Source organism: Nocardia altamirensis NBRC 108246, from assembly GCF_001612685.1.
Lineage (GTDB): Bacteria > Actinomycetota > Actinomycetes > Mycobacteriales > Mycobacteriaceae > Nocardia > Nocardia altamirensis.
Genome location: NZ_BDAY01000107.1, coordinates 1 through 16,696 on the forward strand (window position 1 = coordinate 1; position 16,696 = coordinate 16,696).

Sequence of the window (16,696 nt, forward strand, 5' to 3'; positions counted from 1 at the left end):
CCTCACGAAAACCGCACCAACCCCCAAAGCCGCGCACGTCCGAGGCCGCGCCCCACGGGCCGGGTTGGACTGCGCTCGTGCCGCTTTGGGCACGGCGAAGGCAAAGCTTCCCCGACTCCACGGTCTCCTGACGAGTACGGCAGCCCAGGGTTTGCACCGGATAGCGTGGTGGCTTCGTGTGCCGTACCCGGCTGACCTCCGCAGTCGGGCGCGTGTTCTCTCGTCCCAGCCGGGTCACTTGGCTGTGCTCCCGTTTCGAGAGCTTTCAAGATAAAAGAAGTCGAATGTCCAAGCCCACCAAGACGTTTGCCGCCTCTCGGTTTCCTCCGAGCGCACTTGACGTACAGAGCATGCACTTGACCCACGCTGCAGCATGGGTCAAGAGCGCAATTCCTCCGTCAAGTCGCCCGCAGGCTTGGGGGTTCGCGATCGAAGGCTCTGTTCCGCATGCCTTTTGATTTCCCGCACAGCGAATCGCCGACGAAATCGAGTGTGGGAAGGCACAAGATGTACGCGTGTGGGGGTTTCGCGATCACTGACTCGGATCCGCACTCGTTCTGTGGATCCACACTGGTTCTGGGCGTTCAGAAGGGGTGCGGATGCACAGAAGGAGTGCGGATTTCGGTGTTGGGGCGGAGCTGGCCATGTTTGCCGGCCTCAGAGGAGACGGCGATCCCGGTATGTGGGATCGAGGGGCTGGTTTCGTGCCGAGTGGGAACTGGTGGCGGGGGCTTCTCGGGCGATGCCGCCACCAGTTCCCAGTGATCAACCGACCAACTCCACAACCCGTGCGAATGCACAGTAGGGGTGCGGATTTCGGTGTTGAGGCACGGCTAGCCACGGGTGCCGGTCTCGGGGAGACCCGCGATCCCGGTATCTGGAAGCACCGGGGGTGGTTTCTGGCGGAAGGGGCTCTAATGGCGTGGGCTACCCGGACGATGCTGCCGTCGGTGCCCCGTGATCAACCGACCAACTTCAGAACCGGTCCGGATGCACAGGATGGGTGCGGAATTCGACCCTGAGCCAGAGCTGGTCGCGCTTGCCGGTCTCAGAGCTACCGCGATCCCGGTATGTGGGATCGCAGCGGCTGGTTTCGGGCCGAGTGGGAACTGGTGGCGGGGGCTACTCGGACGATGCCGCCATCAGTGCCCCATGATCAACCGACCAACTTCAGAACGGGCGCGGAGGCGCAGGCGGGGTGCGGGTTTGGGGGTTTAGGGCGGGGCTAGTGCTGGGTCCAGGCGGGTTGGTCGAAGTGGGCGACGCGGGCGGCGGTGGGGGTGCTGCCGAGGAGGATGACTTCGCGGAATTGCCAGAGCATGGCGCCGGTGGGCGCGTGGATGGTCATTGCGGGGCCGAGTCGCATTTGGAGTAGGCCGAATTCGGGGGTGGCGGGTGCTGGGCTATCGCGTAGTTCGGGTTGCCGGACCGCGTCGTGGGCAGCGACCCAGTGCGGGGTGTCGTCGGCGGCGAGTCGGGCCAGGTCGACGTAGTGCACCGAGTGGACTTCGTCGGCACTCGGGTGCAGCGCGGTGGTGTCGCGGAGCACGGCGACGAATGGGGTGATCGCGAATCCGGATGCGGCGGGGAAGTCGTCGAGACATCCGATCAGGTCCGTCGGCGGCAAGGTCAGCCCGAGTTCTTCGTTGAGCTCGCGTATCGCGGCCTGCTCTGCGGTTTCTCGCGGATCGAGCCGGCCACCCGGCAATCCCCACTGGCCTGCATTGCGCCCGCGATAAGCGCGCCTGATCACGATCACCGCCAACGGCCCGCCGGCCTGCTCGACGACGCACAGCACGACCGCCGCGCGCCGCATACCCGGCGCATCGGGAACCGCGATCCGCGGAAACGACCCCAGCCGCGTCTCCGCGAGCACCCGAAACTCATCGATAGTCCCCGGAATCTGCGGCCGCGCGATCGAGCTCATACCCCCGATCTTGCCTCAGCGAGCTCCGGTACCAGCCAGCCGAGCACCTCGTCAAGGCAAGCAGCGTCGACCCGCTGGCGCCAACCACCACATGAATGCCGCCCAATCACCAGTCGTCGCTGACTAGTCGGGTCAGGTCGACTAGGTGCACCAAGTGGTCCTAGTCGGCGCAGCGCGGTGGTGTCGCTGCGCTGGCGCCGAGAGCGAACTCGACGTCGGCAGCCAGCAAAACGGCGCGCGAGCAGACTCGATGCCCGGCCGTCGACAGGTCGCGCGAGGCCGGACTCGATGCCAGTCGCGGACAGGTCGGCGCGCGAGCAGGCCTGATGTGTCTGTGGCAATCACGGAGGTGGAAGGTGGACTCGATGTCGGTGTCCATCGGTCGGCGCGGGCCCGGATTCGATGCCAGTCGCCGACAAAGTGGGCGCGCGAGCGGGCCCGGAGTGTCTGTGGCAATCATATTGGCGGAGGCCGGACTTGATTGCAGTCACCAGCAAGACGGTGCACGAGCGGACCCGATGTGACTGTGTCGAACGCGGTGGCCGAGAGCGGACTCGGTGTCGGCAGATGACAAGTCGGCGCGAGGCCGGACTCGATGCCAGTCGCTGACAAGTCGGCGTGCGAACAGGCCTGATGTGTCTGTGGGAATCACGGTGGTGGAGAGCGGACTCGATGCCCGTGTCCGTGAGTCGGAGCGGGGTCGGGCTCGATGTCGGTCGTCAGTAGGTGGGAGAGGTGTATTGGATGTCGCGGCGACCATCGGGGCGGGGATTCGCCTCGATGTCTACTGATTCACGACGCAATTCCTGGGCGGGCGATGGGCTGGGCGTTGATCGGCGGCTTCGGGGTTCGATCGAAGTGTCGCGAAAAGGCAAGCGGGGCAGTCTTGTTCACCTGGCGGTGGGGATTCCGTCGCCGGTGAGTTCGTGGAGGAGGGCGGTGCGGCCGGTTGTGAGGAGCAACAGTGCTTTGCTCGGGCCGCGGACTTCGCGGCCTGAGCCGTAGGTCCAGTTGGTGTCGGTGGCGCACAGGCGGATGCCGTCGAGGCGGTGTCGGTCGAAGACTGGCCAGCCGATGGTTGCTGCGCGCTGGGCGCCGACGGCTGCGGCGAAGGGGTGGATGTCGAGGGTGCGGCCGAGTGGGATGGCGATGTCTTGGCCGTGCACCATCGTGTCGAACAGGATGTTGCGGTAGTTGGTCAGTTTGGGCAGTGTCCGCACGGCGGCTTTGGCTCGGATCTCTGAAACGATGTCGGCGACAGGGTGATTCGCATAGGTCATGGTGATCTGGTCGATCATGCGGTTGTAGTTTCCGCGGGCGCGAACCGCTGCGCTGATCATGGCGAGGAGTGGGGGCTCCTGGGGTGTCATCGCGATGTGGGCGGCGACGTCGCGGACGCGCCAGCCGGTGCACAGCGAGGGATGTTCCCATTCGTCCGGTGTCAGGTCGGCCAGTAGGTCGGCGATGGCGAGTCGCTGCTGTTCGATGATGCGCCAGCTGCTTTCGCAATCGAGGGTGATCGGTTCGGGCGACATGTGCCAACCTCCCGCTAGAATTAGTCAGCGTCTCTGACTAGTATCGTCAGTGGCTCGTACTAATGTCAAGGAGTGGGATGGCGGACGAAGAACTGAACGTTGGCCTGCTGATGCTCATCGCCTACCGGTCGATGGAGGACCGGATCTTCGCCGCGCTGGCCGATTCCGGGTACGGCGGCATCACGATCGCGCAGGGCCGGATCCTCGCGCAGATCGGCGCCGACGGCACCCGGCTGACCGAGCTGGCCGCACGTACGCAGATCACCAAGCAGACCGCGGGCTTCCTCGTCGATCAACTCGAACGCGGCGGATTCGTCGAACGCGTCCCCGATGCGACCGATGGACGTGCGCGCCTGGTTCGGTTGACGGCGCGCGGGCAAGAGGGTGCGGATTTCGCCAACTCGATCGCCGAGCAGATTCAGACCGAGTGGTCTGAACATCTCGGGGCAGGCCAGATGCGGGCGTTGCGGAAAGCATTGACCCGTTTGCGCGAGATTACCGACCCGTACGCCTGAGGTAGACGTCGCGATCGGCGACGACTCGACCCCGCTGGTCATGGCGCGGAGTCGAATTGCGCTGCGCCGATCCTCGCATCACCGATACGCTCGAGTGCATGATTCTGCGCCACGTCTCTGTCGATTGCGCCGAACCGCGCAAGCTCGCGATGTTCTGGAGTTCGGTCACCGGTTGGCCGGTTGCCGAGGACGTCGACGAGATCGATGACGACGAGGCACTGCTCGCCGCGCCGGGACCGGTCCCCAGTTTGCTGTTCATCCGGGTGCCGGAAGCCAAGACCGTGAAGAACCGGATCCACTTCGACTGGATGCCCACCGAACGCACCCGCGACGAAGAAGTCGAGCGCATCATCAGCCTGGGTGCCACCCTGTACGAGGATCACCGCAAGCCCGACGGCCTCGGCTGGGTCACCCTTCTCGACCCCGAAGGGAACGAATTCTGTGTCGAGCGAAGCACACTCGAACGAGGCGTCGACGCCTGAGCCGGACCCCGCGCCCGCCGCGGTGACGACCTGCGCCTGCGCGACCTGCGGCGGACCACGCGACCCCGACGACCAGCATTGGCGATTCACGCTGCCCGATCCGGTGCGTCGCGCGCCGGATCGGGAATTGACGCCGGGCACCTGGATGAGCGGGGACACCGCGCACACCTCGGAGCTGATGATGGTGCCGAATCATGGCGCGTATGCCCGTGCGCTGCTGCCGATTCGACTGACCGAGGGTTACTCGATGACCTACGCCGTCTGGCTGATGGTGCATCCGAACGACTGGCGGCGGCTCTGCGAGGACTGGTGGAGTCCGGAGTACGCGGACCTGCGCATCTACGGATGGCTCGCGAACAACATCGAACCATGGGATGTGCTGACCGCCCGCGTCACCGCCGTTGTGCGTGACCCGGAACAGATTCCGTACTGCGACAGCTCACCCGAGGAACGCCTGGACCGGGTGCTGCACGAGGAATGGCCGCAAGAGTTGCTGCTGAAGCACACCTGACGCGCGACACTCCATTGGAATGGCCTGTGCGCCGGTCGGATCGGCGCAGGCCTCTACGATGCCCCGGTGACCTACGACCTCGAACATCTCGACACGTCCCGGCTGCCCGAGCGGCAGCAGCGCATCCTCGCCATCATCCGGGACTGGGTACAGCGCGAAGGGTATGCGCCGAACTCCCGCCAGATCGGGGACGCGGTCGGCTTGCGGTCGTCGTCCTCGGTGTCCAAGCATCTGAACAGCCTGGAGGAGAAGGGTTTTCTGCGGCGCAGCGAAACGATGTCGCGGCCGATCGACGTGCGGATGTTCCTGCAGGGGACCGTGCAGCAGGAGCAGCACGAAGATTCGGTGGCGGTGCCCGTTGTCGGCGACATCGCGGCAGGCACGCCGATCCTGGCGGAGGAACACACCGACGACATGCTGATGATGTCGCGCCAGCTCGTCGGCCGCGGCACCGTGTTCGGGCTGCGGGTGCGCGGCGACTCGATGATCGACGCGGCCATCTGCGACGGCGACATCGTGGTGGTGCGCCAGCAGCACGAGGCGCACTCCGGCGAGATCGTCGCGGCGATGATCGACGGCGAGGCAACGGTCAAGGTGTACCGCAGGCGCAACGGGCACGTGTATCTCGAACCGCGCAACCCTGCCTACCAGGTCATCGACGGTGACGCGGCGGCCGTGCTCGGCAAGGTCGTCTCGGTGATGCGCCGCGTCTGATCCTGTCGCGAGCGGCCGTCGTAGGCTGGACTGATGTCGGATGCGAAAACGTCGGTCGGCGCGGACCTCGACCGGCTCGTCGAGTTGCTGGCCGGTCGCCGTATCGCGGTGCTCACCGGCGCCGGGGTATCGACCGACAGCGGCATCCCCGACTATCGCGGTCCGTCCTCGCCACCCCGGAATCCGATGACCTATCAGCAGTTCGTCGGCGATGCGGCATTCCGGCAGCGGTATTGGGCCCGCAACCACGTCGGCTGGCGGGCGATGGACGGTTCGCGCCCCAATCTCGGTCATCGGGCGCTGGCCCGGCTGGAGCGGATGGGTGTGGTCAGCGGTCTGATCACCCAGAACGTCGACCTGCTGCACACCAAGGCAGGTCATCGCCGGGTGATCGACCTGCACGGCACCTATGCGCGCGTGTGCTGCTTGCACTGTGGCGCCCTCATCTCCCGGATGACGTTGGCCGAGCGGCTGGAGGCGGCGAACCCGGGTTTCGCGGCTGATGCGAAGGCCAGCGGTGTCGAAGTCGCTCCCGATGCCGACGCTGTGGTCGCTGACACCGAGGGTTTTCGCATGGTCGACTGTGCGTCCTGTGGCGGCATGCTCAAGCCCGACATCGTCTACTTCGGTGAGAGCGTTCCCAAGGACAGGGTGGCTGCCGCATACGAACTCGTCGACGACGCGGACGCTCTGCTGGTAGCCGGATCGTCGCTGACGGTTATGTCGGGGCTGCGTTTCGTCCGGCACGCCGCCAAACATGGTCGCCCCGTGGTGATCGTCAACCGCGGCCGGACCCGAGGCGATGACCTCGCGTCCCTCACCGTCGACGCAGGCTGCTCCCACGCACTCTCTGCATTGGTCGACGCTCTCGGGATCCCCGAAGCCTCGCGAACGCGGCAGCGGGTTAGCTGACTCTTCCTGCACCGCATGCATTTTGAACGCGCGCGCGGCAGGTGCTGCTCTGCATGCGTTTGCCTCGCACGCGCGGCCGCCCACCCGCTCTTGTCTACGTCTCATCGGCGCTCTCGCCGACCGCGCCGAGCCGGAGGCGGAGCGCATAGTGGTGCCACCTTCGCCGCGCAGTGGCAAGCGGACGTGCCCGGCCTGACCACTTCTGCACGCGCTGCAAATCGGCACTCCGCGCCATCGCGGCAGCGAATCACGTTCCAACAACACCGAATTCACACTCGAGTCGCTATGAGTGAGTGCCTGCACTGCGAGCAGGAGGACCACGCCGCCCACGAAGGCGCCGAGCGCACATAAGGATCGGCACGGGCGGTGCAGTGCGGTAGCCGTGGATGTACTGCGGGCAGTAGCGGTCCCGGCTGCCGCATCGGCTCGCGAAAACTGTCGGTCGGTCATGCGACGCTTACGTTGTCAGTTTGTGGGGCGGCCGGAGGAGAACGACATGGCCGAGAGTAATGACAGGCCAACGGTCCGACTGGTCACGCACTGCCGTCGATGTCACGGCTGGCTGGTCTCACCACCATCTGTGGCCGAAGGCATCGGTCCCACCTGCGCGGCTCGCGAGCGGGCCGAGGAACGCGCGAACGCCGCCCGCGAGTTGACGCTGTTCGACGTCGCAGCCTGACCATCCGGCCCCCTCGACGCGAGCCCGCCGTCTGGCACGGTGTGCCGACGAGCGGTGTGCGCGAGTTGCCCCTGTTCGCGTCGCAGCCTGACCATCGGCCGATCACGCGGGTTGTGGCTGTCCGACGTCGCGGTTTGACCATCGATCGACCACCCGGCTCCTCGACGCGAGCCGCCTTCCGGCGCGGTGTGCCGGCGAGTGGCACATGGCTGCGGCAAAGTGCGAGAAGAACTCTCCGTGGTGTGCCACTCGTGGTTTCGAAGCGAGCGGAGTCGCGGCGAAGGGATCCGCCGGGAGGGACTCGCGGGGAGGGGACTCGCCGGAGCAGGGATCGCGGGGAACGGGGTCGCGGGAAGCAGGTTCGCAGGGAGGGTGTCGCGGGAAGCAGGTTCGCAGGGAGGGTGTCGCGGGGAGCGGGTTCCCGGTAGGAGATTCGCAGGGAGCGGGTTCCCGGTAGGAGATTCGCAGGGAGAAGGTTCGCGGGGAAGGAGGGTCGCCGGGAGGGGACTCGTGGGGAGCAGGGTCCCGGGAAGGGGATTCGCCGGGAGCAGGCAACACCGGCGGCGTGCTCGGAAATCGGCTCGCGGCGCCTCGACGGCCAATTTGACGCCGAGACCGTCAAATACGGTCGCGGTGACCCGGTCGAGCCAGGCCCGCACCTGCTCGCGCAGGAACACCGCCCGCAGCTTCGCCGGGAGGGGACTCGCCGGAAGCAGGGATCGCGGAAGCGGGGATCGCGGAAGCGGGGATCGCGGGAAGCGGGTTCGCCGGGAGCAGCGTCACAGGGAGCGGAATCGAAGGGGGGTCCGGGAATGGAACGTCCGGGTCGATCAATCCCTCCCACTGAAACATACACCGGGGTGGTGGGCTTGCGGCAAGGCCCCGTGTGTGGCGCATACTCGCAGGCCGGAGCTGATGTGAGGGTCGCGGTGGTGCGCGGACAGGGAGGAAGAGATGGCTGAGGAAACGGCTCGCGAGGTCGGTCCGTCGGGGCTCGACATCGTGTACGAGCGGTTCGGTGATCCGAGGATGCCGCCGGTGTTGCTGATCATGGGTGGCGGCGCGCAGATGATCAATTGGCCGGATGGGTTCTGTGTCGAGTTGGCCGATCGGGGGCTGTTCGTGATTCGTTTCGACAGTCGCGACGCGGGCCGGTCGACGCATCTGTCCGATGCGGTGGCTGTCGATATCTATGCGGCGATGGCCGGGGATCTGTCGACCGCTGCCTACAACCTGTCGGATATGGCGGCCGACACCGTCGGTCTGCTGGACGCGCTGGGGTTGGGCAGTGCGCATCTTGTCGGCATGTCGATGGGCGGGATGATCGCGCAGCTGGTGGCGGTCGAGTACCCGGATCGGGTGCGAACGTTGACCTCGATCAGCTCGACCACCGGCGATCGTGCGGTGGGACAGGCTGATCCGGGTGTGCTCGGATCGTTGGGGCCGCAGCCGACCGACCGCGCGGGGTATATCGAATGGCAGGTCCGCGCCTCGCGTGCGCTGGGTTCGCCTGGTTTCGAGTTCGACGAGCAGGCGGTGGCCGCGCGTGCCGCGCTCAGCTATGACCGTGGCCACGATCCCGAGGCGATGATGCGGCATTTCGTCGCGGTCCTCGCGTCCGGTGACCGGACCGCGCAATTGAAAACCGTGCGGATTCCGACGCTGGTGGTGCATGGCACCGCCGACCCCATGTGCGATGTCAGCGGTGGTCGAGCGACTGCGGCGGCGATCCCCGGCGCCGAACTGGTGACCTTCGACGGTATGGGCCACAATCTGCCACGCGAACTGTGGTCGACTCTTGCCGATCACATCGCCGCGCACACAGCCGGAACGGGACACGACTCCGGTAGCGGCACGCCCGTCCCGGATGGTTCGATCACTGCATGACCGACAACATCGACGCTCCCCGTGTCGTCTCCGCCAGCCGCGATATCGCCGCCGACCCGGCGCGGATCTTCGAGCTGATCGCCGATCCCGCCAAACAGCCGCTGTGGGACGGCAACGACAACCTCGCCGAAGCCGCTGCGGGGCAACGCGTTCACAGTGTCGGCACAGTGTTCGCCATGACTCTCACCAAGGGCACCGTTCGCGAGAACCATGTCGTCGAATTCGAGGAAGCCCGCCGCATCGCCTGGCTCCCCGCCGAACCGGCCCAGCGGCCACCAGGACACCTGTGGCGCTGGGAACTCGCGCCGGTCGACGACACCCACACCCGCGTCACACACACCTACGACTGGACCGGCCTCACCGACGAAAAGCGGGTGCCGCGTGCGCTTTCCATCACCTCCGACACACTCCGGGCCTCGATAGACCGCCTGGCGGACCTCGCCGAACGCGGCTGACATGAAGCCGGTGCCGGTTGGTTCATCCCCGGCCGGCACCGGGCGACGTCAACGACAGGCAGAAAGTCCAACGGTGGCGCACCCCGACGCCTGCTGATCGCGGGCGTGACTTCGGCGAATAGCACGGTGGCTCCGAGGGTTTGAGCGCAGGCGGTCGTCGCGGCTCAGTGGAGATTCGGCTCAGGGCGCCTCGACGGCCAATTTGACGCCGAGACCGACAAATACGGTCGCGGTGACCCGGTCGAGCCAGGCCCGCACCCGCTCGCGCAGGAACACCGCCCGCAGCTTCGCCGCAAGCACCAGCAGACCGCTCATCCACAGCAGGCCGATCGCCACGTGGATCGCCACGAGTCCCGCGCCCCACACGATCGAACCCGCCGGAATGAACTGGGGCAGCAAGCTCATGTAGAACACACCGACCTTCGGGTTGAGCAGGTTGGTCACCAGCCCCGCACGGAACGCCGACCGCGACTGCGGGTCGACACCGGTAGGCAGCTCATCGGACTGCTTGCGCTGCAAGCTCTTCCACAGCGCCGATCCGCCCAACCAGATCAGGTACGCCGCCCCGGCGATCCGGACGATCTCGTACGCGAGGTGTGAGGCGGTGAGCACGGCGGTCAATCCCGCGATGCTCGCCGAGCCCCACACCAAACAACCTACGTTGATTCCGAGCAGGGCCAGGAGCCCGGCCCGCCACCCACCGAGCACCGCGTGCCGCAGCATGAGCATCGTGTCCAGACCGGGCACCATGACCGCGAGCAGAGCGACGACAACGAACCCGAGCAACAATCCATCCGACATGCCCACATTCCAGCACCGAACCCCGGTGATCGGAAACCGAAATCAGCCGGCGAGGCGGACGATCTCCTGGCAGAGCGTGGGAAAGCTCCATCCCGCGGCGCGGGCCGCCAGTGGCAGCAGGCTCGCCTTCGCCAGCCCGGGCAGGGAATTGACCTCGAGCACGCGCGGCGTGCCAGCGGCGTCGAGCATCATGTCGACCCGGGCGTAGGAGTTGTCGCCGAATCCCAGTGCCGCCGTGGATTTCCTGGCGAGTGTGAGGAGCTGGTCGGTGAGCGCGTCGTCGATGGGCGCGGGGCAGATCTCGCGCGAGCGGCCGATCTGATACTTCGCCTCGTACCCGAACCAGCCCTCGCCCGGTTCGATCAACACGGGCGGCAACGCTTGTGCGCCAACGATTCCCACGGTGAATTCCGGCCCGGGCAGGAACTCCTCGACCAGGACCGGGCCTTCGATCCGCGCGATGGCCGCCTCGACTTCGCCGGCGTCGCCGCAGCGGTAGACCTCAAGGCTCGATCCGCCGAGCGCGGGCTTGACGATCCAGTTCGCACCGTCGGGCAGCGGTTGATCGGGCAGCGGTGACCGGGGGACAGGCACCGCGGCCGCCGCCAGCGCGGCGATCGTGTCTATCTTGTTCCAGGACAACGCCATTGCCGCGGAACCGACACCGGTGCTCGGTATCCCGCGTGCTTCCAGCAGCGCTTTGAGCTCACCGGATTCTCCGATACCACCATGCAGGGCCAAGAAGACCACATCGCCGTCGAGGCTGCCCAGGAACGCGTCGTTGTGCATGGTGGACCGGAAGGCGATCTCGAGCCGCTTGGCCTCGGATTCCGGCGGTGCGGCCTCGGCAATATGCGCGTCGAACGCGGCGGGCTGCGGCCACACCGCAGGATCCACCTCGTCGACGGCGTAACCCAGGCTGCGGAATGCGGAGGCGACGGCGGCGCCGGACGCGGCCGAGACGGCGCGTTCGTTGCTTTCGCCGCCACCGAGCACGGTGATCTTCAGTGCGGTTTCCCTTCGTGTGACCGACCGCGAAAGTCAGTGTCTGCGTTGACGATGTCGGCAAGTGGCCGCGCGCCGGTGGCTACCTCGGTCGCGCTTGTCAGGTCCAGGTGGAGTTCGAGATCGGCCTCGTCGGCGGGGCCGTCGTGGTGGCTGATGCCGTCCTCGCCGATCAGGTAGTGGAAGGCGCTCTCGCCGATGTGCACCGTGACGGTCCCTTTCGGCACCAGCTCGGCGACGGCGCGTCCCAACGGCAGCGCGAACCAGTGCGCGCGCACCGCGTCGGTGGGCTGGCGCTCGTTGAGAAGTGTTGTGCCCCACACTGATAGCGCGTCGAGCACGGGCCGAAGCGAGCTGCCTGCCTCGGTGAGTTCATACACCGTGGTCGCCGCGCGCGGTCCGGTGCGGCGGCGGGTGAGGACGCCGTCCTGTTCGAGCTCTTTGAGGCGGGCGGCCAGCACATCGGTGCTGATCCCGGGCAGATCGGCGAACAGGTCGCTGTAGCGGCGTGGCCCGGAACTCAATTCGCGGATCATCAGCAGATTCCATCGATCGCCGACGACGTCGAGGGCGCGGCTGACGGCGCAGTAGTGGGCGTAGCTTCGGCGTGGCACGGGTCCACTGTAACGAAGCGCTTGGAAATTCCAAGTGCAAACTTGGAACTTCCAAGTAGAGTGAGCGGCGTCCGCACCGAGAAGGGATGTTCATGCAGGTCAAGCAGTCGAGCAAGTTGTCGGGTGTCTCGTACGAGATCCGCGGTCCGGTCGCCGAGCAGGCCGCACGGCTCGAAGCCGAGGGACACCATGTGGTGAAGCTCAACACAGGCAACCCGTTGCTGTTCGGGTTCGAGGCCCCCGCCGGGATCCTGCAGGACATCGTCCGGAATCTGCCCGGCTCGATGGGCTATTCCTCGTCGAAGGGGCTGCTGTCGGCGCGGCGCGCGGTCGTGCAGTACTACCAGAGCCTCGGCGTCGAAGGGGTGGACGTCGAGGAGGTGTTCCTCGGCAACGGCGTTTCCGAACTGATCATGATGGCGATGACGGCGCTGCTGGAGAACGGCGACGAAGTGCTCGTCCCTGCCCCTGACTTCCCGCTGTGGACCGCGGCGACCGCGCTCAACGGCGGCCGGCCCGTGCACTACCTGTGTGACGAGGGCGCGGACTGGTATCCGGACGTGGCCGACATCGCCTCGAAGATCACCGACCGCACCCGGGCGATCGCGATCATCAACCCGAACAACCCCACCGGCGCGGTCTACCCGCCCGAGGTGCTGCGCGAGATCCTCGAGATCGCGCGCAGGCACAACCTCGTGGTGTTCGCCGACGAGATCTACGACAAGATCTACTACGACGGCCTCGAGCACACCGCGGTCGCCTCACTCGCCCCGGATCTGTTGTGCGTCACCTTCTCTGGGTTGTCGAAGTCCTACCGCTGCGCCGGATTGCGTTCGGGGTGGATGGTCGTCTCGGGCCCGACCCAGCACGCGGAGAACTATCTCGAGGGCCTCACGATGCTCGCCGGTCTGCGGCTGTGCTCGAATGTGCCTGGCCAGCAGGCGATTCAGGCTGCCCTCGGTGGGCATCAGAGCATCTACGACCTCACTCTGCCCGGCGGACGGCTGCGCGAACAACGCGACCGCGCCTGGGAAGCGCTCAACGCCATCCCCGGGGTCTCCTGCGTGAAACCCAAGGGCGCGATCTACGCCTTTCCGCGCATCGACCTCGAGATGTATCCGATCCGCGACGACGAGCAGTTCGTCCTGGATCTGCTGCTGCAGGAGAAGATCCACATCGTGCAGGGCACCGGCTTCAATTACCCACGCCCCGACCACTTCCGGATCCTGACCCTGCCGCACGCGGACGATCTGGAAGCCATCATCGAACGCATCGGCCGCTTCCTCGCCACCTATCGCCCATAGCCGCCCGGGTCATGATCAACGGGCCATGGCATGATGCTCGCGATGTCTGACCAGCTCCGGATCCGCCCCGCCACCGCTGCCGATTACGACGCCATTGCGAACGTGGTCGACGCATGGTGGCAGCGGCCGGTGACGGCGGCGGTCCCGCGGTTGTTCCTCGATCACTTCGCAGGCACCAGTCTCATCGCCGAGCGCGACAGTCGCCTGATCGGCTTTCTCGTCGGCTTTCTGTCGCCGCACGAACCGAATACCGCCTACATCCACTTCGTCGGCGTGAATCCCCGGCATCGGGGCAAGGGGCTGGCGCGAGATCTGTACGACAGGTTCATCACGCTCGCCAGGGCCGCGGACCGGCAGGTCGTCAAGGCGATCACCAGTCCGGGCAATCAGGGCTCGGTCGCCTTCCATCGTGCGCTCGGTTTCACCGTCGTCGGCCCGGTCCGCGACTACAACGGGCCCGGCCGGGACATGATGACGTTCGAGTTGTCGCTGAGCTCGTAAGCGGTTTGTGTCCGGCGCACTGTCGGTTTCATGATCAACAATGGTTGCGTTCGGCGGTGAATAGTCGTCCGGTGCTTGCTCGAATCGCAATAGCCCCCGAAAGTTCTGGCTGATCGGGTGGCGATATTCGTATAGCATGGGTTCAGTCCGGAGGGATGGGGTCTCCGGTATTCGATCAAATGTATTGGGGAGGAGATCAATTCGTGCGCAGGCGTCCGCCTGCGCGGTCTGATCGCAGGCGGATAACCGCTGTGTTCAGTTCGGAATGAAAAACTCGCGCGCCGCATCGGCGCTGTCTCGCAACGTAATTCGGGGCGGCTGTGGCGCGGGGTAATTGTCATTTTTCAATCGACCGACCGATATGTTCGGTCGGTGATATGTCACGCAACAATGGGGGGCGGCTGCCATGCCGGCATTCGTCCGGAATAACTCACCGAGAACCATCCGGAGGTTCACATGAAAAGGCACGGCAGCGACAGTTTCTACGTAGTCGGCGAGGGGGTGCTCGAGTTCGACCGAGACGGCCAGCCCGCGACCCGTCAGCCATTGACGGTCGAGGAACTGCGCCGATTCCGCTTCTCCCGGCTCGGACCGGTCGGCACACCGATCGACGAAATGACCAGGGTCGCGTTGGCCAACGCGATCACCGCCGTGGTCCCGCAGCAGGATTCGACGGACCCGCCGATCCCGGCCGGGTTCACCTACTTGGGCCAGTTCGTCGACCACGACATGACCATGGACCGCACCGAAGCACAGCTCGGCGCCGACGTCACCGTCGACGAGCTCGTGCAGGGCCGCTCACCGGCCCTGGACCTCGACTGCCTCTACGGCAGAGGACCGACCGACCCACACGACCGAATCTGCTATGACGACGACGGGGTCAGCCTCGCGGTCGGCACCACCTCGCCGACAACCTTCCCCGACGCGCAGGTCGACGTCGAGATGGAAGGATTCGACCTGCCCCGGGCCGGCAAGGGAACCACCGCCGCCGACCGGCGACGCGCGCTCATCCCGGACGCGCGCAACGACGAGAACCTGGCGGTCGCGCAAACGCATCTGGCGTTCATCCGATTCCACAACCGGGTCGTCGCCGAACTCGCGCTCAAGGGTCGGCGACGACTGTTCGCCGTTGCCCGCGAACTCGTTGTGCGCCACTACCAGTGGATGCTGGTCACCGATTTCCTGCCGCGCATCGTCGATCCGGCGATCGTCACCGACGTGTTCCGCAACGGGCGCCGCTTCTTCGAAACGGACCGGCACCCCGGCCTCGGAATGAGTCCGACGATGCCGATCGAATTCTCCGTCGCCGCATATCGCCTCGGCCACAGCATGATTCGCGGCTCCTACGAATGGAACCGGGTGTTCAACATCACCGGTCCGGGTTCGAACGCCAGCCTGCTACTGCTGTTCACCTTCACCGGCACCAGCGGCAACTTCCAAGGCGGCTCGCAGATTCCCGAACTCGACGACCCCAACTCGGGTTTCGTCGACACCCTGCCGACCAACTGGATCGCGGACCTCCGCAGGCTCTACGACTTCACCGAAGTCGACCGTCCCGACCTGGTTCCCCCGGCCACCGCAGGCGGCGGCAACGTGACAAAGCGCATCGACACCTTGCTGGTCGACCCGCTGAACATGTTGCCTGCGGGCACTTTCGGTGGACGTGGCACCAAGTTCCCCGACATCCACCGCAACCTCGCCTACCGCAACCTGGCCAGGGCCCGCATGGTTCGCCTGGCCAGCGGGCAGCAGATGGCGGAGTTCCTCGGGGTCGCACCGCTGAGCACCGAGCAAATCCTGCAGGGCGACAACGGCGCCCGACTCGACACCCTCACCGCCGAACAGCAAGTGCGCATCGCTACCGATACCCCGCTGTGGTTCTACATTCTGCGCGAAGCCGAGTTCAACAACGGGCTGCTCGGCCCCGTCGGTGGCCGCATCGTTGCCGAGGTCTTCCACCGCGCCATCGAAGGCAGCCGCACCTCGATCGTGCGGGAACCGGCCTGGCGACCCCTGTTCGGTCCGGACTCGAACACCTTCCGCATGACCGACCTGCTGCTGTTCGCCTTCGAGGGAAAGGCCGATCTGCTCAACCCGCTCGGCGACTAGCAGCGAAAAGGCAACGGGCCCAGTCGGAGTGCTCGGCTGGGTCCGTTGCGCGAGGGGCACAGAATTCCCGGCCCGCCGTGCTCGAGCACCGGGCCCTCGATGACGTGCCGACCGACAACGGTTTCTGCCATCGTTGTCGCCCTCCGGAGCTAGGAGTCCGCGGCTGTTTGTTGCTAGCATCCGCTGGATCGTTTGTTGCCGTCCTTGACGGTAAAGCTCTGGGGGGTAAGTGTGTTCGCTTCGTATGTCGTCGTGCTCGTGGTCAGCGGCGCGATCTTGATCGGCTTGTCGGCGACGATCAGGGAACTCCCGCTCGGTCGCCGGATCTTCAACGGCCTCGTCGGGATCGGATTCCTGTCGTACGCCGGCTACCTCTTGGTCCGGTACTTGACCAGCGCTACCGAGTTCGCCTACGGGATCTCGTGGCTCGTGTTCGCCCTGCCCTTGGCGTTGTTGATCGACGCGATGCGCCGGATCGACCTGTCCGACGTGCGCCCGCCGGCGTTCGAGGACGACGATGAACCGGACCCGGAGTACCGCCGGACCGCAGGCTCTCGTGACCGGCGCTCAGCGCGGCGTGCGGCGGAGTTGGCGGCTATCCGCGCCAAGCGTGAGTCCTCCGCGCAAATGGCCGAGTAGACGAGGTCGACAGTCGCTCTGCGCTGTAACTTGCGAATGCTCGGCAACGACACGGTTACCATTCCGCATACCCAGCGTTGAGCCCCCGTCGAGGCCGACGATCGGC

At 66.1% G+C, this 16,696-nt stretch carries 17 protein-coding genes; 12 read left to right on the top strand and 5 right to left on the bottom strand.

The window, feature by feature from the left end:
* Positions 1-1,225 precede the first annotated feature (1,225 nt).
* Both NA11_RS39405 and NA11_RS39415 read right to left on the bottom strand, forming a co-directional pair.
* Positions 1,226-1,927, bottom strand: a complete 702-nt coding sequence (locus NA11_RS39405; protein ID WP_069167205.1) for an NUDIX hydrolase — start codon at positions 1,925-1,927, stop codon at positions 1,226-1,228.
* A gap of 890 nt (positions 1,928-2,817) precedes the next feature.
* On the bottom strand, positions 2,818-3,462 hold the full coding sequence (locus tag NA11_RS39415; protein WP_069167207.1) for a maleylpyruvate isomerase family mycothiol-dependent enzyme: 645 nt from the start codon (positions 3,460-3,462) through the stop codon (positions 2,818-2,820).
* Positions 3,463-3,539: 77 nt separating this feature from the next.
* On the opposite strand from NA11_RS39415, the gene NA11_RS39420 reads away from it, so the two are divergent.
* From NA11_RS39420 to NA11_RS39455, 8 genes are all read left to right on the top strand, one after another.
* Positions 3,540-3,977 carry a MarR family winged helix-turn-helix transcriptional regulator gene (locus NA11_RS39420; RefSeq protein ID WP_069167208.1) on the top strand — a complete coding sequence of 146 codons (438 nt, stop codon included), beginning with the start codon at positions 3,540-3,542 and terminating at the stop codon, positions 3,975-3,977.
* A 98-nt stretch (positions 3,978-4,075) separates the two neighbouring features.
* Positions 4,076-4,459 carry a VOC family protein gene (locus NA11_RS46040; protein WP_069167235.1) on the top strand — a complete coding sequence of 128 codons (384 nt, stop codon included), beginning with the start codon at positions 4,076-4,078 and terminating at the stop codon, positions 4,457-4,459.
* Positions 4,419-4,970, top strand: a complete 552-nt coding sequence (locus NA11_RS39430; protein WP_167837833.1) for a DUF2199 domain-containing protein — start codon at positions 4,419-4,421, stop codon at positions 4,968-4,970. Before NA11_RS46040 ends, NA11_RS39430 begins: the two co-directional genes overlap by 41 nt.
* 66 nt (positions 4,971-5,036) lie before the next feature.
* Positions 5,037-5,684, top strand: a complete 648-nt coding sequence (lexA, locus tag NA11_RS39435) for a transcriptional repressor LexA (protein ID WP_069167210.1) — start codon at positions 5,037-5,039, stop codon at positions 5,682-5,684.
* Between the two features lie 33 nt (positions 5,685-5,717).
* Entirely contained in the window at positions 5,718-6,596 is an 879-nt protein-coding gene (locus NA11_RS39440) for an NAD-dependent protein deacetylase (RefSeq protein ID WP_069167211.1), read from the top strand.
* A gap of 496 nt (positions 6,597-7,092) precedes the next feature.
* Positions 7,093-7,275: a DUF6011 domain-containing protein gene (locus NA11_RS39445; RefSeq protein WP_069167236.1), complete on the top strand. Its 183-nt coding sequence runs from the start codon at positions 7,093-7,095 to the stop codon at positions 7,273-7,275.
* A gap of 954 nt (positions 7,276-8,229) precedes the next feature.
* Entirely contained in the window at positions 8,230-9,162 is a 933-nt protein-coding gene (locus NA11_RS39450) for an alpha/beta fold hydrolase (protein ID WP_069167212.1), read from the top strand.
* Positions 9,159-9,617, top strand: coding sequence for an SRPBCC family protein (locus tag NA11_RS39455; protein ID WP_069167213.1), 459 nt, complete (start codon positions 9,159-9,161; stop codon positions 9,615-9,617). Before NA11_RS39450 ends, NA11_RS39455 begins: the two co-directional genes overlap by 4 nt.
* A 180-nt stretch (positions 9,618-9,797) precedes the next feature.
* Here NA11_RS39455 and NA11_RS39460 read toward each other — a convergent pair whose 3' ends face one another.
* Genes NA11_RS39460 through NA11_RS39470 form a run of 3 tightly spaced genes read right to left on the bottom strand, consistent with a single transcriptional unit; the run spans position 9,798 to position 12,037 of the window.
* A complete protein-coding gene (locus NA11_RS39460; RefSeq protein WP_069167214.1) occupies positions 9,798-10,418 on the bottom strand; it encodes a LysE family translocator in 621 nt (206 codons plus the stop codon).
* 42 nt (positions 10,419-10,460) lie between these two features.
* Positions 10,461-11,414: a D-alanine--D-alanine ligase family protein gene (locus NA11_RS39465; RefSeq protein WP_084655477.1), complete on the bottom strand. Its 954-nt coding sequence runs from the start codon at positions 11,412-11,414 to the stop codon at positions 10,461-10,463.
* Positions 11,415-11,422: 8 nt separating this feature from the next.
* Positions 11,423-12,037, bottom strand: a complete 615-nt coding sequence (locus tag NA11_RS39470) for a winged helix-turn-helix transcriptional regulator (RefSeq protein ID WP_069167216.1) — start codon at positions 12,035-12,037, stop codon at positions 11,423-11,425.
* A 92-nt stretch (positions 12,038-12,129) separates the two neighbouring features.
* On the opposite strand from NA11_RS39470, the gene NA11_RS39475 reads away from it, so the two are divergent.
* The 4 genes from NA11_RS39475 to NA11_RS39490 all read left to right on the top strand — a co-directional run bounded on the left by NA11_RS39475 (position 12,130) and on the right by NA11_RS39490 (position 16,590).
* Complete coding sequence (locus NA11_RS39475; RefSeq protein ID WP_069167237.1) at positions 12,130-13,341, top strand: pyridoxal phosphate-dependent aminotransferase; 1,212 nt, start codon at positions 12,130-12,132, stop codon at positions 13,339-13,341.
* A 42-nt stretch (positions 13,342-13,383) separates the two neighbouring features.
* Positions 13,384-13,842 (top strand): GNAT family N-acetyltransferase, encoded by a 459-nt coding sequence (locus NA11_RS39480; RefSeq protein WP_069167238.1) that lies wholly within the window; start codon positions 13,384-13,386, stop codon positions 13,840-13,842.
* 456 nt (positions 13,843-14,298) lie between these two features.
* Positions 14,299-15,951 carry a peroxidase family protein gene (locus tag NA11_RS39485; RefSeq protein ID WP_069167217.1) on the top strand — a complete coding sequence of 551 codons (1,653 nt, stop codon included), beginning with the start codon at positions 14,299-14,301 and terminating at the stop codon, positions 15,949-15,951.
* 231 nt (positions 15,952-16,182) lie between these two features.
* Positions 16,183-16,590 (top strand): hypothetical protein, encoded by a 408-nt coding sequence (locus NA11_RS39490; RefSeq protein WP_069167218.1) that lies wholly within the window; start codon positions 16,183-16,185, stop codon positions 16,588-16,590.
* Positions 16,591-16,696: the final 106 nt, after the last annotated feature.

Coding starts and splice junctions, on each gene's coding strand:
- NA11_RS39440 (WP_069167211.1), top strand. CDS start 5,718: ATGTCGGATGCGAAAACGTCGGTCGGCGCGGACCTCGACCGGCTCGTC.
- NA11_RS39415 (WP_069167207.1), bottom strand. CDS start 3,462: ATGTCGCCCGAACCGATCACCCTCGATTGCGAAAGCAGCTGGCGCATC.
- NA11_RS46040 (WP_069167235.1), top strand. CDS start 4,076: ATGATTCTGCGCCACGTCTCTGTCGATTGCGCCGAACCGCGCAAGCTC.
- NA11_RS39445 (WP_069167236.1), top strand. CDS start 7,093: ATGGCCGAGAGTAATGACAGGCCAACGGTCCGACTGGTCACGCACTGC.
- NA11_RS39485 (WP_069167217.1), top strand. CDS start 14,299: ATGAAAAGGCACGGCAGCGACAGTTTCTACGTAGTCGGCGAGGGGGTG.
- NA11_RS39475 (WP_069167237.1), top strand. CDS start 12,130: ATGCAGGTCAAGCAGTCGAGCAAGTTGTCGGGTGTCTCGTACGAGATC.
- NA11_RS39450 (WP_069167212.1), top strand. CDS start 8,230: ATGGCTGAGGAAACGGCTCGCGAGGTCGGTCCGTCGGGGCTCGACATC.
- NA11_RS39460 (WP_069167214.1), bottom strand. CDS start 10,418: ATGTCGGATGGATTGTTGCTCGGGTTCGTTGTCGTCGCTCTGCTCGCG.
- NA11_RS39455 (WP_069167213.1), top strand. CDS start 9,159: ATGACCGACAACATCGACGCTCCCCGTGTCGTCTCCGCCAGCCGCGAT.
- NA11_RS39480 (WP_069167238.1), top strand. CDS start 13,384: ATGTCTGACCAGCTCCGGATCCGCCCCGCCACCGCTGCCGATTACGAC.
- NA11_RS39405 (WP_069167205.1), bottom strand. CDS start 1,927: ATGAGCTCGATCGCGCGGCCGCAGATTCCGGGGACTATCGATGAGTTT.
- NA11_RS39420 (WP_069167208.1), top strand. CDS start 3,540: ATGGCGGACGAAGAACTGAACGTTGGCCTGCTGATGCTCATCGCCTAC.